The 25,655-nt window shown below is 72.6% G+C and carries 22 protein-coding genes; 19 read left to right on the top strand and 3 right to left on the bottom strand.

All coding sequences use genetic code 11. The features are described 5' to 3' along the window. Nucleotides 1-254: 254 nt before the first annotated feature. Both O2W16_RS18440 and O2W16_RS18435 read right to left on the bottom strand, forming a co-directional pair. Nucleotides 255-920, bottom strand: a complete 666-nt coding sequence (locus O2W16_RS18440; RefSeq protein ID WP_269160279.1) for a DUF2461 domain-containing protein — start codon at nucleotides 918-920, stop codon at nucleotides 255-257. After that, the gene (locus O2W16_RS18435; protein ID WP_269160278.1) at nucleotides 917-1,483 is read right to left on the bottom strand and encodes a GNAT family N-acetyltransferase; all 567 of its coding nucleotides are present in this window, start codon (nucleotides 1,481-1,483) and stop codon (nucleotides 917-919) included. Before O2W16_RS18435 ends, O2W16_RS18440 begins: the two co-directional genes overlap by 4 nt. Before the next feature lie 161 nt (nucleotides 1,484-1,644). On the opposite strand from O2W16_RS18435, the gene O2W16_RS18430 reads away from it, so the two are divergent. The 6 genes from O2W16_RS18430 to O2W16_RS18405 all read left to right on the top strand — a co-directional run bounded on the left by O2W16_RS18430 (nucleotide 1,645) and on the right by O2W16_RS18405 (nucleotide 7,834). Next, the gene (locus O2W16_RS18430) at nucleotides 1,645-2,865 is read left to right on the top strand and encodes a winged helix-turn-helix domain-containing protein (RefSeq protein ID WP_269160277.1); all 1,221 of its coding nucleotides are present in this window, start codon (nucleotides 1,645-1,647) and stop codon (nucleotides 2,863-2,865) included. 90 nt (nucleotides 2,866-2,955) lie between these two features. Then, the gene (gene thyX, locus O2W16_RS18425; protein WP_269160276.1) at nucleotides 2,956-3,708 is read left to right on the top strand and encodes an FAD-dependent thymidylate synthase; all 753 of its coding nucleotides are present in this window, start codon (nucleotides 2,956-2,958) and stop codon (nucleotides 3,706-3,708) included. A 59-nt stretch (nucleotides 3,709-3,767) separates the two neighbouring features. Further along, nucleotides 3,768-4,610, top strand: a complete 843-nt coding sequence (locus O2W16_RS18420) for a thymidylate synthase (protein WP_269160275.1) — start codon at nucleotides 3,768-3,770, stop codon at nucleotides 4,608-4,610. 32 nt (nucleotides 4,611-4,642) lie between these two features. Further along, complete coding sequence (locus O2W16_RS18415) at nucleotides 4,643-5,212, top strand: dihydrofolate reductase (RefSeq protein WP_269160274.1); 570 nt, start codon at nucleotides 4,643-4,645, stop codon at nucleotides 5,210-5,212. A 10-nt stretch (nucleotides 5,213-5,222) separates the two neighbouring features. Further along, entirely contained in the window at nucleotides 5,223-6,131 is a 909-nt protein-coding gene (dapA, locus tag O2W16_RS18410; RefSeq protein WP_269160273.1) for a 4-hydroxy-tetrahydrodipicolinate synthase, read from the top strand. Next, nucleotides 6,128-7,834 carry a ribonuclease J gene (locus tag O2W16_RS18405; protein WP_269160272.1) on the top strand — a complete coding sequence of 569 codons (1,707 nt, stop codon included), beginning with the start codon at nucleotides 6,128-6,130 and terminating at the stop codon, nucleotides 7,832-7,834. The genes dapA and O2W16_RS18405 overlap by 4 nt, the downstream gene beginning before the upstream one ends. Before the next feature lie 81 nt (nucleotides 7,835-7,915). Here the strand turns inward: O2W16_RS18405 and O2W16_RS18400 are convergent, their stop codons facing one another. Then, on the bottom strand, nucleotides 7,916-9,889 hold the full coding sequence (locus O2W16_RS18400) for a S9 family peptidase (RefSeq protein ID WP_269160271.1): 1,974 nt from the start codon (nucleotides 9,887-9,889) through the stop codon (nucleotides 7,916-7,918). A 106-nt stretch (nucleotides 9,890-9,995) separates the two neighbouring features. On the opposite strand from O2W16_RS18400, the gene O2W16_RS18395 reads away from it, so the two are divergent. The 13 genes from O2W16_RS18395 to O2W16_RS18335 all read left to right on the top strand — a co-directional run bounded on the left by O2W16_RS18395 (nucleotide 9,996) and on the right by O2W16_RS18335 (nucleotide 25,625). Then, nucleotides 9,996-12,515, top strand: coding sequence for an FtsK/SpoIIIE family DNA translocase (locus O2W16_RS18395; RefSeq protein ID WP_269160270.1), 2,520 nt, complete (start codon nucleotides 9,996-9,998; stop codon nucleotides 12,513-12,515). A gap of 80 nt (nucleotides 12,516-12,595) precedes the next feature. Then, nucleotides 12,596-14,065, top strand: coding sequence for a 30S ribosomal protein S12 methylthiotransferase RimO (gene rimO / locus O2W16_RS18390; RefSeq protein WP_269160269.1), 1,470 nt, complete (start codon nucleotides 12,596-12,598; stop codon nucleotides 14,063-14,065). A 4-nt stretch (nucleotides 14,066-14,069) separates the two neighbouring features. Then, entirely contained in the window at nucleotides 14,070-14,759 is a 690-nt protein-coding gene (gene pgsA / locus O2W16_RS18385) for a CDP-diacylglycerol--glycerol-3-phosphate 3-phosphatidyltransferase (RefSeq protein WP_269160268.1), read from the top strand. Beyond that, nucleotides 14,756-15,286 carry a CinA family protein gene (locus tag O2W16_RS18380; protein WP_269160267.1) on the top strand — a complete coding sequence of 177 codons (531 nt, stop codon included), beginning with the start codon at nucleotides 14,756-14,758 and terminating at the stop codon, nucleotides 15,284-15,286. Before pgsA ends, O2W16_RS18380 begins: the two co-directional genes overlap by 4 nt. 130 nt (nucleotides 15,287-15,416) lie before the next feature. After that, a complete protein-coding gene (locus O2W16_RS21730; protein WP_269160266.1) occupies nucleotides 15,417-15,857 on the top strand; it encodes a helix-turn-helix domain-containing protein in 441 nt (146 codons plus the stop codon). A gap of 123 nt (nucleotides 15,858-15,980) precedes the next feature. Further along, entirely contained in the window at nucleotides 15,981-16,772 is a 792-nt protein-coding gene (locus O2W16_RS18370) for a TetR/AcrR family transcriptional regulator (RefSeq protein ID WP_269160265.1), read from the top strand. 157 nt (nucleotides 16,773-16,929) lie between these two features. Continuing rightward, nucleotides 16,930-18,168 carry a DUF4032 domain-containing protein gene (locus tag O2W16_RS18365; protein ID WP_269160264.1) on the top strand — a complete coding sequence of 413 codons (1,239 nt, stop codon included), beginning with the start codon at nucleotides 16,930-16,932 and terminating at the stop codon, nucleotides 18,166-18,168. 167 nt (nucleotides 18,169-18,335) lie between these two features. Next, the gene (locus O2W16_RS18360) at nucleotides 18,336-19,661 is read left to right on the top strand and encodes an extracellular solute-binding protein (RefSeq protein ID WP_269160263.1); all 1,326 of its coding nucleotides are present in this window, start codon (nucleotides 18,336-18,338) and stop codon (nucleotides 19,659-19,661) included. Next, complete coding sequence (locus tag O2W16_RS18355) at nucleotides 19,658-20,620, top strand: carbohydrate ABC transporter permease (RefSeq protein ID WP_269160262.1); 963 nt, start codon at nucleotides 19,658-19,660, stop codon at nucleotides 20,618-20,620. Before O2W16_RS18360 ends, O2W16_RS18355 begins: the two co-directional genes overlap by 4 nt. Continuing rightward, on the top strand, nucleotides 20,620-21,453 hold the full coding sequence (locus tag O2W16_RS18350; protein ID WP_269160261.1) for a carbohydrate ABC transporter permease: 834 nt from the start codon (nucleotides 20,620-20,622) through the stop codon (nucleotides 21,451-21,453). Before O2W16_RS18355 ends, O2W16_RS18350 begins: the two co-directional genes overlap by 1 nt. Before the next feature lie 43 nt (nucleotides 21,454-21,496). Beyond that, entirely contained in the window at nucleotides 21,497-22,747 is a 1,251-nt protein-coding gene (locus tag O2W16_RS18345) for an ABC transporter ATP-binding protein (protein WP_269160260.1), read from the top strand. 171 nt (nucleotides 22,748-22,918) lie between these two features. After that, a complete protein-coding gene (gene pgi / locus O2W16_RS18340) occupies nucleotides 22,919-24,562 on the top strand; it encodes a glucose-6-phosphate isomerase (protein WP_269160259.1) in 1,644 nt (547 codons plus the stop codon). Between the two features lie 211 nt (nucleotides 24,563-24,773). Next, nucleotides 24,774-25,625 carry a PspA/IM30 family protein gene (locus tag O2W16_RS18335; RefSeq protein WP_269160258.1) on the top strand — a complete coding sequence of 284 codons (852 nt, stop codon included), beginning with the start codon at nucleotides 24,774-24,776 and terminating at the stop codon, nucleotides 25,623-25,625. The last annotated feature ends 30 nt before the right edge of the window (nucleotides 25,626-25,655 follow it).

The raw sequence follows: 25,655 nt of genomic DNA, 5'->3' as shown, positions 1-25,655 counted from the left end.
ACTGCCCGGGGGACCGGGTGGGAGAGTAGGACGCCGCCGGACATAACTCCCAGAACGGGGTCACAGCTACGGCTGTGGCCCCGTTCTGCATTTCCGGACCAGTGCGCCGGCCTGTACAGCAGTGCATTGCCCGCAGGACTGGATCCCGTGTCAGCGATTGCGGGATCGTGCTGCTAGCGGATGCCGGACCCCCTGGCCGACGCCCCTTCTGCAGGACGAGCCTCGTCGACAGGGCGTGTCACGTGACGCAAGGGTCAGCGGCGGCGGTCCGGTGGGGCGGTGGTGGCCCCGACGTTCTCGTCCAGCCAACGGTTCAGCGGCGCGAAGGCCCGCCAGGCGTCGCAGACCCGCTCGCGGGCCGCGGGAGTGTGCAGCCAGTCCGCCGGCGCCCACTGCTGGGACCCGTGCAGGGACTTGTGCCGGAGGAGCTCGATCCGCGGGTGGTCCGCCGGCCAGCCACGCGGCGTGCGGATCAGCTGGTCGCCGCCCACCTCATAGCCCGCTGCGCGGAGGTCCTGCACCAGGGCCTCGAGGCGGGCGCCCTGCAGGTCGTCACCGACGGCCCGGCGGTACCGCTCCACCTGGTCCGGCTGCAGGCGCCAGCACCCGCCGGCCACCCGCAGTCCGTCAGCGGAGACCTCTACGTACACCGAGCCGAACCCGGCGCCGTCCGGGTGCAGGACCGCCCCCTGGTGCGTCTTGTAGGGCGTCTTGTCGTGGCTGAAGCGCACGTCCCGGTACGGCCGGAAGAGCTTGGGCGTGCCGAACTCCGCCGCCAGCTCGTCGGCCAGCGCCTGGAGTGGTGCCCGGACGTGCTCGTCGTAGCTGCTCCGGTGCTGGGTCCAGTAGGTCTTGCTGTTGTCGGCCTCCAGGCCCTCGTAGAAGACCAGGGCCTCGTCGGGGAACCCGGAGAACGTCACGGTGCTGCTCCCTCCTCGTCGTCCAGCAGGGTCGTCCAGCGGAGCTGCGTCAGCGGGGCGGCGCCGGTGTCCAGCGTCCGGGTCCACCCGTCGGGTGCCCAGCCCGCCGACTCCAGGAACCGGGCGGTCACGTCGTCGGCCTCGGGGACCCACGTGTGCAGGGTGCGGACCCCGCGCTCGGTGGACAGGTCCGCGAGGGCGGCGAGCAGCCGGCTGCCGTGGCCGCGCCGGCCCCAGCGGGGCTCGACGAACAGGGCGGCGAGCTCGGCGACCCCGTCGTCGGCGGAGGGCCCGTAGGCGGCGAACCCGACCACGGTGCCTGCGTCCACGGCGACCAGCACGCCGTGCGCCGACGTGGGGGGTTCGGTCACCGCCGCCCGCCAGCTGGTCGTGGCGGCCTCGTCGTCCCAGTCGTCGAGCACCGCTGCCGGGAGGAGAGACCGATAGGCGGTCCGCCAGGTGACGACCTGGACGCGCGCGATCGCCTCCGCGTCGCCGGTCGTCGCCGGTCGTACGGACACGTCGGCGCGGCCGGACGGGCCGCGTCCCCTCGGCAGCTCCATCGGGGCAGCGTAGGCGGTGGGTCCGGTGGCCGGTCCGGGCGTTCGCCGGGGTGGTGCTCGCCGTCGGCTCGGCTGCCTGGGACGAGGGACGCGCGGCACAGCTGGGTCGTCCCGGAACCGGGTCGGCGCGAGTGTCGTACGGGCAGGGCAGGATCGCCCGGGTGACGACCTCCGTGGAGCGGCTGTCCGCCGGGTTGGCCCGGCGGATCGCCCTGGCCGCCCAGGGGTTCGCCGAGCCGCGGCCCACCGGCATCGTCGGCACCCGGCAGCTGCGCCGGACCGCCGACCGCCTGGCCGTGGTGCAGATCGACTCGGTCAACGTGCTCTCCCGGTCGCACTACCTCCCCTTCTTCAGCCGGCTGGGGCCCTACCGACGCAGCGACCTGGACGCGCTCTCGAACCGGCGGCACCACCTCGTCGAGTACTGGGCGCACGAGGCGTCGTTCCTGCCGGCGCACCTGCACCCGCACCTGCGCTGGCGGATGGCCGCCGCCGACCGGGAGGCCTGGGGCTCGATGACGCGGGTGCAGCAGGAGCGCCCGGAGTACGTGGCGGCGCTGCTGGCGCGGGTGCGCAGCGAGGGGCCGATCCGGGCCAGCCAGCTGCAGGAGGAGCGGCCCAACCGGCCGGGCAGCATGTGGAACTGGCACGCCGGCAAGGCCGCGCTGGAGTACCTCTTCTTCACCGGCGCGCTGACCGCTCGCGGCCGAACGGCCGGCTTCGAGCGGGTCTACGACCTCCCGGAGCGGGTGCTGCCGCCCGCCGTGGCGCAGGCGCCGACCCCGGGACGGCCGGAGGCCCTCCGGGAGCTGGTCCGCACCGCGGCCCGGGCGCTGGGCGTGGCCACCGAGACCGACCTGCGCGACTACTTCCGGCTCAGCCCGGTCGACGCCCGGACGGCGATCGCCGAGCTCACCGACGCCGGCGAGCTGCAGCCCGTCGAGGTGGCGGGCTGGAACCGGCCGGCCTGGCTGGACCCGCAGGCGCGGCGGCCACGGTGGATCCGCGCCCGCGCGCTGCTGTCGCCGTTCGACTCCCTGGTGTGGGAGCGGCCCCGGGTCGAGCGCATCTTCGGCTTCCGCTACCGGCTGGAGATCTACACCCCGGCGGCCAAGCGGGTGCACGGCTACTACGTGCTGCCGTTCCTGCTCGGCGACCGGCTCGTCGCCCGCGTCGACCTCAAGGCCGACCGGCAGGCCGGCGTGCTCCGGGTGCAGGGGGCCTTCGCCGAGGCGGGTGTCGACGCCGCGGAGGTCGCCGTTGCGCTGGCGGCCGAGCTCCGGCTGATGGCCGACTGGATGACCCTGGGTGAGGTGGTGGTGGCCGGCCGGGGGGACCTGGCCCCCGACCTGGCGGTCGCAGTCGTCGCCACCGCGGGATGAGGTGCGCACGGCGGCTGGGTCCCGGCCACCTCGCGGACCGGTCGGGTGCCGTGGCCGGGGCGGATACGGCCCGGGCCGTACCCTCGACGGGTGCCCGCCATCGCCCCCTTGAAGGTGCAGGTCGTCGCGCAGACGCAGTTCACCCCGCCGGCGGACGTGCCCTGGGAGACCGACGCCGAGGGGGGGCAGGCGCTCGCCGAGTTCGCCGGGCGGGCCTGCTACCAGTCCTGGACCAAGCCGAACCCGACCACGGCGACCAACGAGGCGTACCTCCGGCACATCCTGGAGGTCGGGCACCTGTCGGTGCTGGAGCACGGCACGGTGTCCATGTACCTGTCCGGCGTCTCGCGGTCGCTGACCCACGAGCTCATCCGGCACCGGCACTTCTCCTACAGCCAGCTGTCCCAGCGCTACGTGCCCGAGCGGGACGCCGCCGTGGTCGAGCCCGCGGTCATCGCCGAGGACCCCGAGCTGCACGAGAAGTTCCTCGCCGCCACCGACGCCGCGCTGGCCGCCTACGCCGAGCTGCTCGAGGGGCTGGAGAAGCGCTTCGCCGACGTCCCCAACGCGACGCTGCGCCGCAAGCAGGCCCGGCAGGCGGCCCGCTCGGTGCTGCCGAACGCCACCGAGGCCCGCATCGTGGTCACCGGCAACTACCGGGCCTGGCGGCACTTCGTGGCCATGCGGGCCAGCGAGCACGCCGACGTCGAGATCCGCGAGCTCGCCATCGCCTGCCTCCGCGAGCTGCAGCGCGCTGCACCGCACGTCTTCGGCGACTTCCGGATCAGTGAGCTCTCCGACGGCACCGCCGTCGCCGCGAGCCCGCTGGTCGCCGAGGGCTGACCACCCATCCCCACCGGGAGCGCTGAACTCCCGGTCCCCACAGCGACGAGGAGTCCGAGATGGCCGAGGTCGCCGTCCACCCGCAGACCGCCCCGCACGAGGAGGTCGTCGACACGCAGTACGAGGACCTGCTCCGCCGTGTCCTGGAGACCGGGACGCCGAAGGACGACCGCACCGGCACCGGGACGCTGAGCCTGTTCGGGGAGCGGCTGCGCTACGACCTGTCCCGCTCCTTCCCGCTGGTGACGACGAAGTCGGTGCACTTCAAGTCGATCGCCTACGAGCTGCTGTGGTTCCTGCGCGGCGAGGGCAACGTCGGCTGGCTGAAGGAGCACGGCGTCTCGATCTGGGACGAGTGGGCGGCCGAGGACGGCAGCCTGGGACCGGTCTACGGCGTCCAGTGGCGCTCCTGGCCCACGCCGGACGGCGGGTCGATCGACCAGCTCTCCGCCGTGCTGGAGACGCTGCGCACCGACCCGGACTCCCGGCGGATGGTGGTCTCGGCGTGGAACGTCGCCGCGCTGCCGGAGATGGCGCTGGCGCCCTGCCACGCGCTCTTCCAGTTCCACGTCGCCGACGGGAAGCTGTCGTGCCAGCTCTACCAGCGCAGCGCCGACCTGTTCCTCGGCGTCCCGTTCAACATCGCCAGCTACGCGCTGCTGACCCGGATGGTCGCCCAGCAGGTCGGCCTCGAGCCGGGGGACTTCATCTGGGTCGGCGGTGACTGCCACATCTACCGCAACCACCTGCCCCAGGTGCGCGAGCAGCTCTCCCGCGAGGTGCTGCCCTTCCCGCAGCTGCAGATCGACCCGGCGCCCTCGTTGTTCGACCACGCCTACGAGGACTTCCACGTCCTCGACTACCGGCACCACCCGGCGATCCGGGGTGCGGTGGCGGTGTGACCGAGCCGGCGATCCCGCGTCGTGCGGTGCGGATGGTTTGGGCGCAGACCACCGACGGCGTCATCGGGGCCGACGGCGCACTGCCCTGGCACCTGCCCGAGGACCTGCGGTTGTTCAAGGCGCTGACCCTGGGCGGCACCGTGGTCATGGGCCGCCACACCTGGGCGTCGCTGCCGGCGCGGTTCCGGCCGCTGCCCGGCCGCCGCAACGTGGTGCTCAGCTCGACGCTGGACCCGGCCGAGCCGGGGGCCGAGGTGGTCCGGTCGGTGACCGAGGCGCTCGCGCTGGACGGCGACCTGTGGGTGATCGGCGGCGGGGCGGTCTACGCGGCGTTCCTCCTGCACGCCGACGAACTGGTGGTGACCGAGGTCGACGCGCAGCTGCCGGGTGACACCTGGGCGCCCCGGCCGGGCCCGGGCTGGGCGCCCGGTGCGCAGGCGCCGGCATCGGGCTGGTCGGGCTCGGCGACCGGGCTCCGTTTCCGGGTCACCCAGTGGGGACGGGGGACGGCCGACCCGGGCCCCGTGGCTCGCGTCCTCGCCGAACAGCAGGAGACCTGGGCAGCCGCAGGGCGGTCCGGTGCCGTCGGGACGGGCCGGTAGATTCCAGGCCATGACCCCGGCCAGGACCACGGACCCCGCCCGACCGTTCGGGCGCGTGCTCACGGCGATGGTCACCCCGCTCGCCGAGGACGGCACGATCGACCTCGCCGGCGCCCAGGAGCTGGCCGCCCATCTGGTCGACCGGCAGTCGCACGACGGCCTGGTCGTCTTCGGGACGACGGGGGAGTCGCCGACGATCAGCGACGGCGAGCAGCACGCCGTGCTCGAAGCGGTGCTGGACGCCGTCGGTGACCGCGCCATGGTCGTCGCCGGGGTGGGCACGAACGACACCGCGCACTCGATCGAGAAGGCCCAGTCGGCGGCCCGGCTCGGCGTGCACGGCCTCCTCGTCGTCACCCCGTACTACAACAAGCCCCCGCAGGCCGGCCTGCTGCGGCACTTCACCGCGGTCGCCGACTCCACCGACCTGCCGGTGATGCTCTACGACATCCCGCCGCGCTCGGTGGTCCCCATCGAGGTGGAGACGCTGGTCCGCGCCGCGGAGCACCCGAACATCGTCGCGGTGAAGGACGCCAAGGGCGACTTCGGCGCGCTCATGCAGACCCTCGCCCGCACCGACCTCGCCTACTACTCCGGCGAGGACATGCTGAACCTGCCGCTGCTCTCCGTCGGGGCCGTCGGCGTGGTGAGCGTCGTCGGTCACCTGGTCGGCTCCCGGTTGGCCGAGCTCATCGCCGCCGTCGAGGCCGGTGAGCTGGCCCGGGCGCGGCAGGTCAACGACAGCCTGCTGCCGGTCTACACCGGGATCTTCCGCAGCCAGGGCACGATCATGGTCAAGGCGGCGCTGCGGGAGCTCGGGCTCCCGGCCGGCCCGGTGCGCCCGCCGCTCGTGGACGCCACCGACGAACAGGTGGCGCAGCTGCGCGTGGACCTCGCGGCAGGAGGTGTCCAGCTGTGACGACGTCGAACTCCCCGCAGCCGCACCTGGACCTGAAGGCGCCCCCGCCGCTGCCGGCCGGCGGCCTCCGGGTGATGGCGCTGGGCGGCCTGGGTGAGATCGGCCGGAACATGGCCGTGCTGGAGTTCGACGGCCAGCTGCTGATCATCGACTGCGGGGTGCTGTTCCCGGAGGCGGAGCAGCCCGGCGTCGACCTGATCCTGCCCGACTTCGGGGTCATCGAGCACCGGATGGCCGACGTCGCCGCCGTCGTCCTCACCCACGGGCACGAGGACCACATCGGCGCCGTCCCCTACCTGCTCCGACTGCGCGCCGACATCCCGCTGGTCGGCTCCCGGTTCACCCTCGCGCTGGTCAAGGCCAAGCTGCGCGAGCACCGGATCGACCCGGTGCTGGTCGAGGTGGCGGCCGGGGACGACCACCTGGCCGGGCCGTTCCACTGCGAGTTCGTCAGCGTCAACCACTCCATCCCCGACGCGCTCGCCGTCGCGGTGCACACCCCGGCGGGCACCCTGGTGCACACCGGCGACTTCAAGATGGACCAGCTGCCGCTCGACGGCGTGCTGACCGACCTCGGTGCCTTCGCCCGGCTCGGGGTCGCGGGCATCGACCTGCTGCTCAGTGACTCCACCAACGCCGAGGTGCCCGGGTTCGTCACCTCCGAGCGGACCATCGGTCCGGTGCTGGACTCGGTGTTCGAGCGTGCTTCCCAGCGGCTGATCGTCTCCAGCTTCGCCAGTCACGTGCACCGGATCCAGCAGGTGCTCGACTGCGCGGTGAAGCACGGGCGCAAGGTCGCGTTGGTGGGCCGCTCGATGGTCCGCAACATGGGGGTCGCCCAGGACCTCGGCCTGCTCCGGGTCGCCCCCGGGCTGATGGTCAAGCTCGACGAGGCCACCTCGATGCCGCCCGAGCAGGTGGTGCTGGTCAGCACCGGCTCACAGGGTGAACCGCTGTCCGCACTGGGCCGGATGGCCCGCGGTGACCACCACCAGGTCACCATCGAGGCCGGCGACACGATCATCCTGGCGTCCTCGCTGGTGCCCGGGAACGAGACCGCCGTCTACAAGGTGATCAACGGCCTGGCCCGGCTCGGCGCCACCGTGGTGCACAAGGAGACGGCCCGGGTGCACGTCTCCGGGCACGCCCCGGCCGGGGAGCTGCGCACCCTGCTCAACGTGGCCAAGCCGAAGTACCTGATGCCGGTGCACGGGGAGTGGCGGCACCTGCGGGCGCACGCCGCGCTCGCCCAGGAGACCGGGATGAGCCGCGACCGCATCCTGCTGGCCGAGGACGGCGTCGTCGTCGACCTGGTCGACGGCAAGGCGTCGATCGTGGGCAGCGTGCCGATCGGCAACGTCTACGTCGACGGGCTCAACGTCGGCGACGTCGGCGAGGAGTCGCTGCAGGCCCGGCGGATCCTCGGCGACGAGGGCTTCGTGGCGCTGACCGTGGTCATCGAGCCCTCGACCCGCACGATCGTGCGGCCGGTGCACCTGTCGACCCGGGGCTTCTCCGACGACCCGGCCGCCTTCACCGAGGTGCTCGCCCTGGTGGAGGAGGAGCTGAAGCGGAGCCTGGCCGCCGACGAGCAGGTCGACGCCCACCGGCTGTCCCAGGTGATCCGCCGGACGGTCGGCAAGTGGGTGTCGGACACCTACCGCCGCCGGCCGATGATCATCCCCACCGTCCTCGAGGTCTGAAGAAGGACCCCTGCCCCCCGTGCGCCTCGCAGGCTCGGCGTGGGCCGTGCAGCGGGGCCCGTCGGCTGGTGCGCCGTGACGTCACCGCACGACGGTGATCGGGGTGACGCCCTCCTCGGCGGGGAGGGAGAAGCCGAGCACCTGGGCGTAGAAGGACAGCTCGCCGTCCAGCGCAGTGCGGATGTTCTCCGCCTTGCGGAAGCCGTGCTGCTCGCCGGGGAAGAGCACGTACGCGTGCGGCACGCCCTTCGCCCGCAGGGCGGCGACCATCATCTCCGCCTGCTCCGGCGGCACCACCCGGTCCTCGTCGCCCTGGAAGACCGCCAGCGGGGTGTCCAGTGCATCGGTGGCGTTGATCGGCGAGCGCTCGGCGTAGACGTCGGCGCCGGCGGGCCAGGGGGCGATCAGCCCGTCGAGGTAGCGGGACTCGAACTTGTGGGTGTCGGCGGCCAGCGCGGCCAGGTCGGCGACGCCGTAGTGGCTGGCCCCGGCGGCGAAGACGCCCGGGCGGAAGGTCAGCGCGGCCAGCGTGGTGTACCCGCCGGCGGAGCCGCCGCGGATCGCCAGCCGCGCCGGGTCGACCCGCAGCCCGGTGGGGCCGTCGCCGGAGGAGAGGTATCGGGCGCAGGCGACGACGTCGTCCAGGTCGGCCACGCCCCACTGGCCCTTCAGCGCCTCGCGGTAGCGCCGGCCGTAGCCGGTGGAGCCCCGGTAGTCGACGTCGGCGACGGCGAACCCGCGGGAGGTCCAGTACTGGACGCCCAGGTCCAGCACCGCGCGGGCGGCGGCCGTGGGCCCGCCGTGCACCAGCACCAGGAGCGGCGGCAGCTCGCCGTCCACCCCGGTGACCTGCGGGTTGGTCGGCGGGTAGACCAGCGCGTGCGCCTCGGCGACACCGCTGGGCCCGGGCTCGGTGGGGAAGGTGACGTGCTGCGGCCGGGAGAACCAGGACGGGTCCAGGCCGAGGTCCCGGGCCGGGCGCAGCACGGTGGCGGTCGCGTCGTCGACGTCGACCCGGAGGACGACGGGCTCGGACGCCGGGCCGCCGGCCACGCAGACCAGGCCGTCGGAGGCGCCGCGCACCTGACCGAAGGCCGAGTACGGCAGGTCGAACTCGCGCGCCGCGCCGTCGGCGCCGAGCACGGCGAGCCGGTCAGCGCCGTCCCGGCCGTAGGCGAGCACCACCCGGCCGTCGTCCAGCAGGTCGAACCGGCTCTGCCCGAAGACCCACTGCGGCCCGGCGATGTCGCTACCGGCGTCGAACACCAGCTCGACCTCGCCGTGCGGCCGGCGCCGGTACAGCGACCAGACATCGGTGCGGTCGCAGAGCCACCACAGCGTGGCGTCCGCGCCCCACACCGGCTGGACGACCGACTCGCCTTGCCCGCCGGCGATGACGTGTTCATCGCCCGCGCCGTCACGGACCACCAGCTGGGCACCGTCCCACGGCATGTCCGGGTGGTCCCACCGCAGGAAGGCCAGCGCGGGGCCGTCGGGTTCCCGGCGCGGGTCGGAGACGAAGTCCGGCCCGCTGACCAGCACCTCCACGGTGCCGTCGGCAGCGACCCGGACCACCTCGTTGACGACCTCGGCGGCCAGGCCGGAGGCGGTGTGCGTCTCCCGGACGGCCAGGACACCGTCGCCGTCGGCGTGCAGATCGGCGAACCGGACGCCGGCGGGGACCTCGGGCTCGGGGGTGACCGCCACTGGTTCGCTGCTGCCCGGCGCCACCCGGTACAGCCGCTGGTCGGCGAAGCCGGTGAACCACACGGTGCCGGCGGCGACGGTCCAGGCGCCACCGCCGTACTCGTGCACCCGGGTGCGGGCGTTCCAGGGGGAGGGGAGCAGGTCGGTGGTCGTCCCGTCCGGCGTGCGGCGGACCAGCGCGGTGCGGCCGCCCTCGCTGGGGCGGCCCTCGGCCCACCAGATGTCTGCGTCGTCTCCGGAGCCGTCCACGACGACCTCACCGAGCCGGGCGGCGGCGCGCACGACGAGCTCGGAGGTGATCGGCGTCGGCCAGCTGCCGTGGGGGAGGGCCTGCTCGGGAGCGGTCACCCCGGTCACGCTAGCCAGCCGGCGAGGTGGGTGTCGGCTGAGTCCGAGCCGGACACGCGGCGCTGGATGGGCCCCGGCACCGGCATCGGCGATTACCGTCTGACGCATGCCTGCTCGCGCGTCGACGTCGAACCGGGCGCCCGCGCGCGGGAGCGCCTCCTCACGCCCCCGCTCGGGCAGCACCGCAGCCAAGAAGCGCCCCCCGGCCAAGCGCGGTTCCACCGCGGCCCGCCGACCGGCGCCGAAGAAGAAGCAGGGGACCCTCGCCGGGAGCCTCTGGCGCGGCGCGACCGGTGCCTGGGGCCTGCTGGCCCGCGGTGCCGGCGGCGTGGCGCGTTCGGTGGCGCGGCCGGAGGAGGCCGAGCCGCTGGGCCCGGAGCACCGGCGGGACGGCGTCGGCCTCGCCGTCCTGGGCCTGGCGATCGTGCTGGGGGCGGCCGTCTGGACCAACGGCATCGGTCCGGTCGGTGCCGGCCTGGCCACCGGTGTCGAGTGGACGATCGGTGCCCTGACCGTCGGGCTGCCGGTCGTGCTGTTCCTGGTCGCGCTGCGGCTGCTGCGGCACCCCCCGCACCCGGAGTCGCGCGGGCGGCTGATGATCGGCTGGCTGAGCGTGGTCGCCGCCGTCGTCGGCGTGGCCCACGTCGCCGGGCCGGACGCCGAGCCGGGTGAGCGGACCGGTGCCGGCGGCCTGCTCGGGTGGGCGGTCGGCATGCCGCTGACCGCCGGGGTCGGCCCGATCGTCACCGTGCTGCTGCTCGTCCTGCTCGCGTTCTTCGGCGTGCTCGTCGTCACCGCCACGCCGGTGCACCAGGTGCCCGAACGGCTGCGGGAGTGGGCCGACCGGCAGCTGGGCCGGGACGGCGACGAGGAGTACGACGACTACGACGAGTATCAGGACGAGGAGCCGGCGACCCAGCCGGTCCCCCGTGTCCGCAAGGGACGCAAGGCCGCGGCCCCTGCGGTCGAGGACACCCTGGACACCGGGGCGGTCGACCTCGGTGCGCTGGACGACGCCCCGGACGCGGTCGTCCACGAGCCGGCCCCCGAGCCGGTGCCGGTGCGCCGGCCGGCGATCATCGACCGCACGGCCCCGCCGGAGGACCTGCCGCCGATCGAGGAGCCCGAGCAGCTCCGGATCCAGCCGGTCGAGGGCGCCTACACGCTCCCCTCGGTGAGCGTGCTGCGCGCCGGCACCCCGCCCCGGGCCAAGTCCAAGGCCAACGACGTCGCCATCGAGGCGATCACCGGGGTGCTCGAGCAGTTCAACATCGACGCCGCGGTCACCAGCTTCACCCGGGGCCCGACGGTGACCCGCTACGAGATCGAGCTGGGCAACGCGGTCAAGGTCGAGAAGATCACCGCGCTGACCAAGAACCTCGCCTACGCCGTCGCCAACGACAACATCCGGATCCTCGCCCCCATCCCGGGCAAGTCGGCGGTGGGCGTCGAGGTGCCCAACACCGACCGCGAGACGGTGAGCCTGGGCGACGTCATGCGCTCGCAGGTCGCCAAGCAGGACCCGCACCCGATGCTGGTGGGCCTCGGCAAGGACATCGAGGGCGGCTTCGTCTGCGCGAACCTGGCGAAGATGCCGCACCTGCTGGTGGCCGGTGCCACCGGCGCCGGCAAGTCCAGCTGCATCAACTCGCTGCTCACCTCGCTGCTGCTGCGGGCCACGCCGGATCAGCTGCGGATGATCCTGGTCGACCCGAAGATGGTCGAGCTGACCCCCTACGACGGCATCCCGCACCTGATCACGCCGATCATCACCGACCCCAAGAAGGCCGCCACCGCGCTGGCCTGGCTGGTGGAGGAGATGGAGCAGCGGTACCAGGACATGCGTGCCACCGGCGTCCGGCACATCGACGACTTCAACAAGAAGGTCGAGCGCGGTGAGATCACCGCTCCGCCCGGCAGCGAGCGCGTGTACCAGCCCTACCCGTACATCCTCACCATCGTCGACGAGCTCGCCGACCTGATGATGGTCGCGCCGCGGGACGTCGAGGAGTCGATCGTCCGGATCACCCAGAAGGCCCGCGCCGCCGGGATCCACCTGGTGCTGGCCACCCAGCGGCCGTCGGTCGACGTCGTCACCGGCCTGATCAAGGCCAACGTGCCCTCGCGGCTGGCGTTCTCCACCTCCAGCCTCACCGACAGCCGGGTCATCCTCGACCAGCCCGGCGCGGAGAAGCTGATCGGCATGGGCGACGCCCTCTTCCTGCCGATCGGTGCGGGCAAGCCGATCCGGGTGCAGGGCGCCTACGTCTCCGACACCGAGATCGAGGCGGTCGTCGAGTTCGTCAAGCGGCAGGGCGAGCCGGAGTACCGCGAGGAGGTCTTCACCGCCGCGGCGGGGGAGAAGAAGGAGATCGACGAGGACATCGGCAGCGACCTGGAGCTGCTGGTCCAGGCGGTCGAACTCGTCGTCACCAGCCAGTTCGGCTCCACCTCGATGCTGCAGCGCAAGCTGCGCGTGGGCTTCGCCAAGGCGGGCCGGCTGATGGACCTGATGGAGAGCCGCGGCATCGTCGGGCCGTCGGAGGGCTCCAAGGCCCGGGACGTGCTGGTCAAGCCGGATGAACTGGAGTCGGTCATGTTCACCTTGCGCGGGGGAGAGGGCTGAGCGCGGACCCCGCACCGGTGTCGCCGGTCGAGGGTGCGAGCGGCGCCTACGATGGTGCGGTGCCAGCCCTGCCCAGACCCATGACATCACCCGAAGGGCAGCCCGCCGGTCCCGCTCCGCGGCGCGTTGCCGTCGTCACCCTCGGCTGCGCCCGCAACGAGGTGGACTCCGAGGAGCTCGCCGGTCGCCTGGCCGGTGACGGGTACGAACTGGTCGCCGACGGCGAGGCCGCCGACGCCGTGCTGGTGAACACCTGCGGGTTCATCGAGAGCGCGAAGAAGGACTCGGTCGACGCGATCCTCGCCGCCACCGACTCCGGCGCCGAGGTGATCGCCGTCGGCTGCATGGCCGAGCGGTACGGCGCCGAGCTGGCCGGGGCGCTGCCCGAGGCCACCGTGCTGGGCTTCGACGACTACGGCGCCATCGGGGACCGGCTGGACGACGTGCTCACCGGCCGGCCGCTGGTCCCGCACACCCCGAAGGACCGGCGGACGCTGCTGCCGATCAGCCCGGTGCAGCGGAGCGCGGCGACGCAGGCCCCCGACGCCCCGGCCATCCCCGGCCACGACTGGCTGCGTCGCAAGCGACTGGCCAGCGGACCCTCCGCGGCGTTGAAGATCGCCTCCGGCTGCGACCGGCGGTGCGCCTTCTGCGCCATCCCCACCTTCCGTGGCTCCTTCGTCTCGCGGCCGGCCGGTGAGGTGCTCGGCGAGGCGCAGTGGCTGGCCTCCCAGGGGGTCACCGAGATCGTCCTGGTGAGCGAGAACTCCACCTCCTACGGCAAGGACACCGGCGACCTCCGCTCGCTGGAGAAGCTGCTGCCCCAGCTGGCCGCCGTCGACGGGATCGTCCGGGTGCGGGTGGCCTACCTGCAGCCGGCCGAGCTGCGGCCCGGGCTGCTCGAGGTGATCGCCGCGACCCCGGGCATCGCCCCCTACTTCGACCTGTCCTTCCAGCACTCCTCGCCGACGCTGCTGCGTCGGATGCGGCGCTTCGGCGGCACCGAGGACTTCCTGGGCATCATCGAGCGGGCCCGCGCCCTGGCGCCGGGTGCGGGCTTCCGCACCAACGTCATCCTCGGGTTCCCCGGCGAGACCGAGGACGACGTCGCCGAGCTCGAGCGCTTCCTCACCGAGGGGCGGCTGGACGCCGTCGGCGTGTTCGGCTACTCCGACGAGGACGGCACCGAGGCGCTCGGACTGCCCGACAAGCTCGACCAGGTGGAGATCGACGCCCGGGTGCGGCGGATCACCGACCTGGTCGAGGAGCTGACCGCCCAGCGCGCCGAGGAACGGATCGGCAGCACCGTGGAGGTGCTGCTCACCGAGGACATCTCCGACGACGAGGAGCCCGGCACCTGGGCCGGTCACGCCGCGCACCAGGACCCGGACGCCGACGGCACGACGACGGTCTCCGGCGTGCCCGCCGGCGCGGTCGCCGGCCAGCTGGTGCAGGCCGAGGTGGTCGACACCGAGGGTGTCGACCTGGTCGCCCGGGCGCTGCTGCCCGCGCACGGGGTGGCGGCGCTCGCCGCACCAGCCGGGGTCTGACCCGATGGGCGCGGTGGAACCAGGAGGGCCGGTCGACCCGGCGGCGACGCCGCCGCAGAGCGCCCGGCTGCTCAACCTGCCCAACGCGCTCACGATGCTGCGGCTGGCGGTCGTCCCGCTGTTCGCGCTGCTGCTGCTGTCCGAGGGCGGGGCGGACGACGTGCGCCGCGGCTGGGCCGCCCTCTTCTTCGTCCTGGCGATCGTCACCGACCAGCTGGACGGCATGATCGCCCGGCGCACGAACCAGGTCACCGAGTTCGGCAAGCTCGCCGATCCGATCGCCGACAAGGCGCTCACCGGCACGGCGCTGATCGGCCTGTCGGTGCTGGGGCTGCTCCCGTGGTGGGTGACGCTGACCATCGTGGTCCGCGAGGTGGGGGTCACCCTGCTGCGGTTCTGGGTCATCCGGCACGGCGTGATCGCCGCCAGCCGCGGGGGCAAGGCCAAGACCGTGCTCCAGTCGCTGGCCATCGGGATGTACATCCTGCCGATCGACGGGCTGTTCGGGACGGCCCGCTGGTGGGTCATGGCCGCGGCGTTCGTGCTGACCGTCGCCACCGGCGTCGACTACGTCTACCGGGCCGTGAAGCTGCGGCGGACCAGTGCCCGGGCCATGCGGGCGGCGGCGAGCCGGCGGCCGGGGGCAGGCGGCGAGCCCGGCACCGGTGAGGGTCGCCGGGACACCGCGGCATGAGCACACCAGACCCCGCCGAGGCCGCGCAGCAGCTGCACGAGGCGCTGGTGGCCCGCGGTGAGACGGTCGCGGCCGCCGAGTCGCTGACCGCCGGCCTGTTCTGCGCCACCCTCGCCGCGGTGCCCGGCGCCAGCGCCACGCTGCGCGGTGGCGTCGTCGTGTACGCCACCGACCTGAAGACCACGCTGGCCGGGGTGGCCCCGGCGCTGCTGGCCGCCTCGGGGCCGGTGAGCGAACCCACCGCGGCCGCGCTCGCCGAGGGGATCCGCAGCCGCTGCGCCGCCACCTGGGGCGTCGGCCTCACCGGGGTGGCCGGCCCCGACCCGGTCGACGGGCACGCCCCGGGCCGGGTGTACCTCGGCCTCAGCGACGGGCTCGTCACCGTCGTCCACGAGCTGGACCTCCCCGGCGACCGCGCCGCGGTGCGTGCCGGGGCGGTGCAGGAGGCGATGGTGCGGCTGCGGGGTCGGCTGGCCGAGCACGCGATCCCCGGGAAGCCGGGGGACGGCGGGGGCGTTACGCCATGAGCGGACGGACCTCCACCGGCACGGTGACCCGGGTCATGGCCGCGTACGGTGAGCACACGGCGTCTCCCGACCGACCGGGTCAGCGGCGCTGCTCGTTCGACCTGCTCGTGAGAGTGGACAGGAGACGGCCATGACGCTGCTGCGCACCCAGCTGGGGAACACCCTGCGGGGTCACCGGCTGCGCCAGCGGCGAACGCTGCGCGACGTCTCCGGCGCGGCCCGGGTGAGCCTGGGGTACCTCTCGGAGGTCGAGCGCGGCCAGAAGGAGGCGTCCTCGGAGCTGCTGGCCTCCATCTGCGACGCCCTGGACGTGGAGCTGGCCGACCTGCTGGCCGAGGTGAGCCTGGAGATGCGGCTCACCGAGCCGGCCGGCCGCCCGGTCCGTCCGGTCGCCGTCGCCCGTCCGGGAGGCGGGGACGAGGAGGCCGCAGCCGCGGAGGCTGCCGACCAGCCGGCCGAGCAGGCGGCTGCCGAGGCGCCGGTCGCCGAGCCGGCCCTGGCCCTCGTGGGCAGTGGCCAGTCGGCCCGCGCGGCCACCCGCGCTCGCAGGGCTGTCTCACTCGCCGCGTAGGCGAGAACCACCGAGGCGTCCATCGGGGCCCGGATCCGTCCAGCCGGACCGACGAACGCGACACGAACTGCGCTCAGGGTCCACCTGCTTGACCCAGTGCGACGGAACGGGCACAAAGTGTCCATGTCTTCCCCAGCATCCCGCCCTCCGCTGCCGCAGCACCCCTCGCTCCCGGTGCCGACCGTCACCGGTCGGGGCGGGGTCACCGTCCTGGAGGCCGACGCCGCCGAGTCCGCGGCCGCCGAGGCCGCCGCTGCGGGCGGGCAGCACCTGACGACCCCGGTGCCGGTCGGGGCCGCGCTCCTGCAGCCGCCGGCGCCCGGCCACCACCTGACCGCGCCGGTGCCCTCGCTGGCCGTCGCCGTCCCGGCCCCGCGCCCCACCACGCCGCGCCAGGACTCCCGTCGTCCCGCGCGTGCCGGGGTGCCGATGAGCCGCACCCGGCGCGGACTGCTCACCGGGGCCCGGGCGGCCTTCGCCGAGCGCGGGGTCCGCAAGACCACGATGCAGCACGTCGCCGCCGCCGCCGGGGTCGCCAAGGCCACGCTGTACAACCACTTCCGCACCAAGGACGACGTGGCGCACGCGCTCATCGCCTACGAGCTGGACCGGCTGGCCGCGCTCGCCGCCGAGCTGCCGTTGACCGTCGCCGTCCCCGCGCTGGCCGAGGAGGTGGGCGGGCACCCGGTGCTGCGCCGGCTGGCCGAGACCGAGCCGGAGACCCTCGTGCAGATGATGGCGCTGGACGCCGACCGCTGGGGCGACGTCGTCGTCACCCTCGGCTCGGCGCTGCGCATCTCCCGTCCCGAGGCCGAACTGGTCTGCCGCTGGCTGCTGGGCCTGGTGCTGCAGCCGGGCACGGTGCAGGAGCGGGCCGCGCAGGCCGCCGTCGTCACCGGGCAGCTCGTCGGCTGACTCACCCGCGCATCGCCACGGCCGTCCCGGTCCCTGCGGACCGGGACGGCCGTGTGCCGTCCAGCCGCCACAGGGGGCCGTCGACCCGGACACGTGACATCGTGACGGGCGGCCCTCCAGAGTCGGACCCCGTGCCAGACCACCAGCGGAGTGCGTGATGCGGTACCTGTTCCGGCCCCCGGCCACCGAGGCTGCCGGCCTGCTCTCCCTCCCGTGGCACCAGCCGCTGGAGGAGTGGGACGAGTCCCTGCTGCTCGAGGTGCCGCAGCGGGGCATCTCCCGGCACGTCGTCCGGTTCACCGTGTCGGAGGGACGGGTCTACGCCCTCAAGGAGATCGCCGAGCCGCTGGCCCGGCACGAGTACGCCTTGCTCGCCGAGTTCGAGGGGGAGGGGCTGCCGTCGGTGTCGGTGCTGGGCATCTGCGTCGACCGGCCCGACGACCAGCAGGCCGTCCTGGTCACCCGCTACCTCGAGTACTCGATGTCCTACCGGTACCTGTTCTCCGGCCCGCGCGCCGCGGACGACCCGATGAAGCTGCTGGACACCCTGGTGGAGCTGCTGGTGCGGCTGCACCTGGCCGGCGTCTACTGGGGCGACTGCTCGCTGTCCAACACGCTCTTCCGGCTGGACGCGGGGACCTTCACCGCCTACCTGGTCGACGCGGAGACCGCGGAGCGCCACCCCACGCTGTCGGCGCGGAAGCGGGCCTACGACGTCGACCTGGCCCGGGAGCGGGTCGGTGCCGAGCTGATGGACCTGCAGTCCGGCGAGCTGCTCCCGCCGGAGATCGACCCGATCGAGATCGCCGACAGCCTGCCGATCCGGTACGAGGCGCTGTGGGAGGAGGTGACCCGGGAGGAGGTCTTCCGCGCCGACGAGCAGGCGATCCGGGTCGCCGAGCGGCTGCAGCGGATCAACGACCTGGGGTTCGACGTCGGTGAGATCGAGCTGGTCACCTCCGGGGACGGGGCTCGGCTGCGGGTCGAGACCCGGGTCGCCGAGCCCGGGCAGCACCGGCGCGAGCTGGTCCGGCTGACCGGCCTGGAGGTGCAGGAGAACCAGGCGCAGCGGCTGCTCAACGACCTGTGGTCCTATCGCGCGTACCTGGAGCAGCGGGGCAGCAGCCCGGTGCCGGAGACCGTCGCCGGCCACCGCTGGCTGACCGAGGTGTACCTGCCCGTGGTGGGTGCGGTCCCCGAGGAGCTGGCCGGCCGGCTGGAGCCGGCCGAGGTGTTCCACGAGGTGCTGGAGCACCGCTGGTTCCTGTCCGAGGGGGCCGGTTTCGACGTCGGGACCTGGGCTGCGGTGCGCTCCTACGTGCAGAACGTGCTGCCCCGCATGCCGGTCCAGCTGACCACACCGTCGGTGATGGCGCACCGGTCCGACCCCCGGTGAGGGGATCCCGCCGGGGCGTCCGGCGGGAGGACACGACAAGATCTCGCTCCGGTTGACAGTCGTTGTGACCAGGGCCACTCTCCGAAGCCACAGCGACCACACACGTCGCTGGAGGCGATGGAGGTGGTGGCTCGGTGCCGGACGTCAGCAGGGTCGGAGACGACAGCATGCGGACCGGTCGGGCCGGTCCCTCCCACTCCCGCAGACGGCGGCGGGCGGTCGCCGGTGTCGCCGCGGCCGGCCTGCTCAGCTCCGTGCTCGCGGCCTGTGGCAGCGACGGCGAGGGCGTGCCCACGCTGAACTGGTACATCAACCCCGACTCCGGCGGACAGGCGGAGATCGCGCAACGGTGCACCGAGGCGGCCGAGGGTCGCTACACCATCGAGACCAGCCTCCTGCCGCGGGACGCGAGCTCGCAGCGGGAGCAGCTCATCCGGCGCCTGGCGGCCAACGACTCCTCGATCGACCTGATGAGCCTGGACCCGCCGTTCATCCCGGAGTTCGCCGAGGCGGGCTTCCTGGCCGACGTCCCCGACGACGTGGCCGATCGGGTCACCGAAGGCGTGGTCGAGAGCGCCATCGAGGGCTCCACCTGGGACGACGAGCTGGTCGCCGTCCCGTTCTGGGCCAACACCCAGCTGCTCTGGTACCGCGAGTCGGTCGCCGAGGCGGCCGGGCTGGACATGTCCCAGCCGGTCACCTGGGACCAGCTGATCGAGGCGTCCGAGTCGGAGGACGTGCTGGTCGGTGCCCAGGGCACGCGCGCCGAGTCGTTGACGGTGTGGCTCAACGCCCTGATCGAGTCGGCCGGGGGCTCGATCATCCAGGAGAACGCCGAGAACCCGGAGAACATCGAGCTGGGACTGACCACCGAGGCTGCGATCCGCGCTGCCGAGGTCATGAAGAACCTGGCCGTCTCGGACGCCGCCGGCCCGGCCTTCTCCACCGAGAACGAGGACGCCTCGGCCACGAACTTCGAGAGCGGCGAGGCGGGCTTCATGGTCAACTGGCCCTTCGTCTGGCCGCGGGCTCTCGCGGCCGTCGAGGGCGGCACGCTGGATGCCTCCGTCCCGGAGGACTACGGCTGGGCGATTTATCCCCGCGTGAACGAGGACGAGCCGGCCGCCCCGCCCTACGGCGGGATCAACCTGGGGGTCGGGGCCTTCAGCGAGTACCCGGAGCTGGCCTTCGAGGCATCTGAGTGCATCGTCTCCGACGAGAACCAGGCGTACTACTTCGTCACCAACGGCAACCCGGCCTCCTCGGCTGCGGTCTACGACGATCCGGAGGTGCTGGACGCATTCCCGATGGCACCGACCATCCGGGACTCCCTGGAACTGGCCGCGCCACGACCGCAGACGCCCTACTACAACGAGATCTCCGTCGGTCTGCAGCGCTCCTACCACCCACCGAGCGCGATCGACCCTGGGCTGACCGGTGAGCGGGCCACTGCGCTGATCAACGCAGTCCTGGCGAAGGAGCAGCTGCTGTGACCACGACCACGCTCCCACCTGGGGAACGGACCGAACCCAAGTCGGCGCCTCCGCAGGAGTTCACCGACCGCGCCCGCAGTGAACGACGGCTGGGCTGGCTGCTCGCCGGACCGGCGTTCGTCGTCATGCTGCTCGTCACGGCCTACCCGATCGCCCAGGCGACCTACGAGTCGCTGTTCGACTTCCGGCTCACCGACCCGGCGAACCGGTCCTTCGTCGGGCTGGGCAACTACGGGGTGATCCTCACCGACCCGCTGTGGTGGCAGTCCATCTGGGTCACGGTCTTCATCACGGTGGTGACGGTGGCGGTCGAGCTGGTGCTCGGGTTCGCGCTGGCCCTGGTGATGGCCAAGGCGCTGTCGGCGATCCGGCCGGTGGTGCGGGCGGCCATCTTGATCCCGTACGCGGTGATCACCGTCGTGTCGGCGTTCGCCTGGCAGTTCGCCTTCGACATCAACTCCGGCTTCGTCAACTCGTGGTTCGCCTGGCTGCCCGGGGTGTCGGAGAACACGGACTGGTTCGGCGACCGGTGGACGGCGTTGTTCGTCATCTGCATCGCCGAGATCTGGAAGACCACGCCGTTCATCTCGCTGCTGTTGCTCGCCGGGCTGGCGCAGGTGCCGGAGGTGCTCCAGGAGGCAGCGAAGGTCGACGGCGCCAGCTGGTGGCAGCGGATGCGGAAGGTGACGATCCCGAACATGAAGGCGGCCATCATGGTCGCGCTGCTGTTCCGCACCCTGGACGCCTTCCGGGTCTTCGACAGCATCTTCGTGATGACCGGCGGTGCCAACGGCACGGAGTCGGTGTCCTTCCTGGCCTACCGGCAGACGATCGCCCGGCTGGAGATCGGGCTGGGGTCGGCGGTGTCGGTGCTGCTGTTCCTGGTCGTGGTGTTCATCGCCTTCATGTTCATCAAGGTCTTCAAGGTCGACCTGTCCCAGCAGAGAGGGGACCAGTGATGTCACGCCGGGAGAAGAACTGGTGGATCGTCGGTGGCATCGTCATCGTCATCTACGCGCTGTTCCCGATCGCGTGGATCGTGTCGCTGTCGCTGAAGGCGGCCGCTGACCTGAACAACGGCCAGTTCCTGCCCAGCGACCTGTCGTGGGAGAACTACAGCCTGATCCTCACCGGCGGGGCGAGTGACCTGTTCCTGCCGGCGTTGCGCAACTCCTTCGGCATCGTCCTCATCGCGACGGCGATCTCCTCCGTGCTGTCGATGTTCGCCGCCTACGCCATCGCCCGCCTGGACTTCCCGGGCAAGAAGCTGATCCTGTCGACCGCCCTGGCCGTGGCGATCTTCCCGGTGATCTCGATCGTCACGCCGCTGTTCAACCTCTGGCGGCAGATCGGCCTGTACGACACCTGGCCGGGCCTGATCATCCCGTACCTGTCACTGACCCTGCCGATCTCCATCTGGACCATGTCGGCGTTCTTCCGGGAGATCCCGTGGGAGATGGAGCAGGCGGCCCAGGTCGACGGCGCGACCACCTGGCAGGCGTTCCGCAAGGTGATCGTCCCGCTGGCCGCCCCCGGCGTCTTCACCACGGCGATCATCGCCTTCTTCATCGCCTGGAACGACTTCATCTACGGGATCTCGCTGACCTCGACCTCGGCGGCCCGGCCGGTACCGGCGGCCCTCGGGTTGTTCTCCGGGGCCTCCCAGTTCGTGGAGCCCACCGGGGCGATCGCTGCCGCGGCGGTCGTGGTGACCATCCCGGTCGTCGTCCTGGTCCTGATCTTCCAGCGGCGCATCGTCGCCGGCCTCACCAACGGCGCCGTCAAGGGCTGACGCCCTCCCGCCGACTCACGCTGACCGCGAAAGGGACGAACTGATGGCCTCGATCGAGATGAAGAACATCGTCAAGAAGTACGGAGACGGCTTCCCGGCGGTGAACGACGTCAGCCTGGACATCGACGAGGGGGAGTTCATGATCCTCGTCGGCCCGTCCGGCTGCGGGAAATCCACGCTGCTGCGGATGATCGTCGGGCTGGAGGACATCACCAGCGGCGACATGGTGATCGGAGGAACCCGGGTCAACGACAAGGCGCCGCGAGAGCGGAACCTGTCGATGGTCTTCCAGAACTACGCCTTGTACCCGCACCTCACCGTGTACGAGAACATCGCCTTCCCGCTGCGACTGGCCAAGGTCGATGACGCGGAGGTGCAGCGGCGGGTGAACGAGGCGGCCGACGTCCTGGAGCTGCACGAGCACCTGGAGCGCAAGCCGGCCAACCTCTCCGGTGGTCAGCGCCAGCGGGTGGCGATGGGCCGGGCGATCGTGCGCCAGGCCGAGGCGTTCCTCTTCGACGAGCCGCTGTCGAACCTCGACGCCAAGCTCCGCGGTCAGATGCGCACGGAGATCTCCCGGCTGCAGCGCCGGCTGGGCATCACCACCGTCTACGTCACCCACGACCAGACCGAGGCGATGACACTGGGCGACCGGGTCTGCGTCCTGCGCAAGGGGAAGATCCAGCAGGTCGCCTCACCGCGCGAGCTCTACGAGCAGCCGGTCAATCTGTTCGTGGCGGGCTTCATCGGCTCCCCGCCGATGAACTTCCTCCCGGCCACCCTCAGCGGCTCCCGGCTGACCACGCCGTTCGGGGACATCGATCTCGACGAGCGCCGGGCGGCCGCGGTCGCCGGCCGCGACCTGCTGCTGGTCGGCATCCGGCCGGAGTACTTCGAGGACGCGGCCCTGGTCGACGAGGCCAAGCGGCCGGTCGGCTCGGTCTTCACCGCCCGGGTGGACGTGACCGAGTGGCTCGGGGACTCCCAGTTCGCCTACATCCCCTACGAGGCGCCCGACGAGATCCGTGCCCAGCTGCGCGAGCTGTCCAAGGAACTCGACTCCGAGGAGCTGCGCACCCAGGCGATCGTCTCGATCGACGCCACCAGCCGGATCCGGGAGGGGCGGGACGCGGAGTTCTGGCTGGACAGCCGCAAGGTGCACGTCTTCGACCCGACGACGGGTGACAACCTCACCCGCGACGCCGAGGCCGGTGCCGAGCTCACCCGGCTGGCGGCCGAGGACCGGGTCGAGCAGGTCCAGTCGGCGGAGGGGGAGGGGATCAGCGCCGCCTGACGGCGTAGCGGGGTCGGCCGCCGGTCCGCGGCCGACCCCGTGCTGCCCGCCGCGGGGAGGGGCCGCGCCGGGCTGCGGTCCGGCGCGGGCATGATCATGCCCGGGGTTTGTGCTGCGGCATCGCTGCGCACCTGTCCCGAGAGACCCTGGCCGGACACTGGAGGCAGCAGCATGGACATCACCGCGACCGACGAGTGGGCAGCCCTTGCCGAGCACCACCGCGCAGTCGGCGCCCGGACGCTGCGCGAGCTGTTCGCCGAGGACCCCGGCCGCGGTGAGCGGCTGACCGGCACCGCCGGCGACCTGCACGTCGACCTCGCCAAGCACCGGGTCACTGATGAGACGCTGCAACTGCTGGTCGCGCTGGCCGAGCGGGCCGGCGTGCCGGACCGGATCGCGGCGATGTTCCGCGGTGAGCACATCAACACCACCGAGGGCCGCGCCGTCCTGCACGTGGCGCTGCGCGCACCCGAGTCGGTGCCGCTCACCGTCGACGGCCAGGACGTGAGCGCCGACGTCCACGCGGTGCTGGCCACGATGCGCACCTTCGCCGACCGCGTGCGGTCGGGGGAGTGGAAGGGGCACACCGGGGAGCGGATCCGGGCCGTGGTGAACATCGGCATCGGTGGCTCCGACCTCGGCCCGGCGATGGCCTACACCGCCCTCGCCGACTACAGCGACCGTGGGATCACCGCCCGCTTCGTCTCCAACATCGACCCCACCGACTTCGCCGAGAAGACCCGCGACCTCGACCCGGCGACGACGCTGTTCGTGATCTGCTCCAAGACGTTCACCACCCTGGAGACGCTCACCAACGCCACCGTCGCCCGGGACTGGCTGCTGGCCTCCGGCGCCGACGCGTCGGCGGTGGCGAAGCACTTCGTCGCGGTGTCGACCAACACCGACGCGGTGGCCGAGTTCGGCATCGACACCGCGAACATGTTCGAGTTCTGGGACTGGGTGGGCGGCCGCTACTCCTTCACCTCGGCGATCGGGCTCTCGCTCATGGTCGCGATCGGTCCGGACGCCTACGCCGAGATGCTCGCCGGCTTCCACGCCGTCGACGAGCACTTCCGCACCGCACCCCTGGCGGAGAACATGCCGCTGCTGCAGGGGCTGCTCAACGTCTGGTACACCGACTTCTTCGGTGCCCAGAGCCACGCCGTCCTGCCCTACAGCCAGTACCTGTCCCGGCTGCCGGCCTACCTGCAGCAGCTGACGATGGAGAGCAACGGCAAGTCCGTGCAGGCCGACGGGCAGCCGGTGACGACGGCGACCGGCGAGGTGTACTGGGGCGAGCCCGGCACCAACGGCCAGCACGCCTTCCACCAGCTGCTGCACCAGGGCACCTCGCTCATCCCGGCCGACTTCATCGGGTTCGGCGAGCCGAACCACGACATCGGCGAGATGCACGACCTGCTGATGGCCAACATGTTCGCGCAGAGCGCTGCCCTGGCGTTCGGCAAGACGGCGGAGGAGGTCGCCGCCGACGGGACGCCGGCCGACGTCGTCCCGCACAAGGTGATGCCCGGCAACCGGCCCTCGACGACGATCCTCGCGCCGAAGCTGACCCCGGCGACGCTGGGGCAGCTGATCGCCTTCTACGAGCACACCGTCTTCACCCAGGGCGCGATCTGGCAGATCGACTCCTTCGACCAGTGGGGCGTGGAGCTCGGCAAGGTGATGGCCCGCCAGCTCGCCCCGGCCCTGACCAGCGAGGCCGCGCCGGAGATGGACAGCCCCGAGATCGACGCGGACGCCTCCACCGCCGCCCTGGTCGCGCACTACCGGCGCCTCCGCGGCCGCCCGGTCTGAACCCGCCCCGCGGTCCCCAGCGGTGATCAGGTGACCTGATCACCGACTGTCCCCCCGCACCAGCGTTGGTGCGGGGGGACGTGCGCGCAGTGCACCGGAGCGTGTGCGGTGGCTGGCCGAGGACGCCGCCTGGGACGATGATCGGGACAGTGTCATCCGTGTCGCACCGCCCGCCGCCCGGCGGGGCTGGAGCACCGGACCAGGAGGAGCCATGCCGAACCCGTTCGTGAAGCTGTGGAAGTACCTGACGGCCTCGGCCAACAACCAGATCGACCAGCGGGCTGACCCGAAGATCCAGATCCAGCAGGCGATCGAGGCGGAGCAGCAGCGGCACCAGGCCCTGGCCAACCAGGCCGCCGCCGTGCTGGGCAACCAGCGGCAGCTGGAGATGCGGCTCAGCCGGCAGCTGGGTGAGATCGAGAAGCTGCAGGCCTCCGCCCGGCAGGCGCTGACCCTCGCCGACCAGACCCGCGCCGCCGGGGACGCCGCCAAGGCCGCCGACTACGAGCAGGCTGCCCAGGCCTTCGCCACCCAGCTGGTCGGCGCCGAGCAGTCGGTCGAGGACCTCAAGCGCAGCCACGACGAGGCGCTGCAGGCCGCCGAGCAGGCCAAGGGCGCGGTCGAGACCAGCCGGATGCGGCTGCAGTCGACGCTGGCCGAGCGCACCAAGCTGATGTCGCAGCTGGAGCAGGCCAAGATGCAGGAGCAGGTCTCGGCCTCGCTGCGGTCGGTCAACGAGCTGTCCGCACCGGGCAACACCCCCAACCTGGGCGAGGTGCGGGACAAGATCGAGGCCCGCTACGCCACCGCGCTGGGTCAGGCGGAGCTGGCGCAGGACTCGGTCGAGGGCCGGATGCTCGAGGTGGAGAAGGCGACCATCGACGTCGCCGGCGCCTCCCGCCTCGCCGAGATCCGTGCGGGCATGGGCGGTGCCACCGGTCCCCAGGCGGTCGAGGGCAACCAGGCCGCCGGTGCGATCGAGGCCGGGCAGGGTGCCACCGGCGACCTCGGTTCGAACGCCGAGCAGCGCGCCGCGCAGCCGGCCGAGCGCCCGGAGCAGTAGCCGGACCAGCCCCCGCCGGCTCGCGCCGAC

The sequence above is a fragment of the Modestobacter sp. VKM Ac-2984 genome, assembly GCF_026967985.1.
In the GTDB taxonomy this organism is placed as follows: Bacteria; Actinomycetota; Actinomycetes; order Mycobacteriales; family Geodermatophilaceae; genus Modestobacter.
Note: the sequence above shows the minus strand (reverse complement) of the source record. Positions and strands in the feature narration are given on the sequence as shown.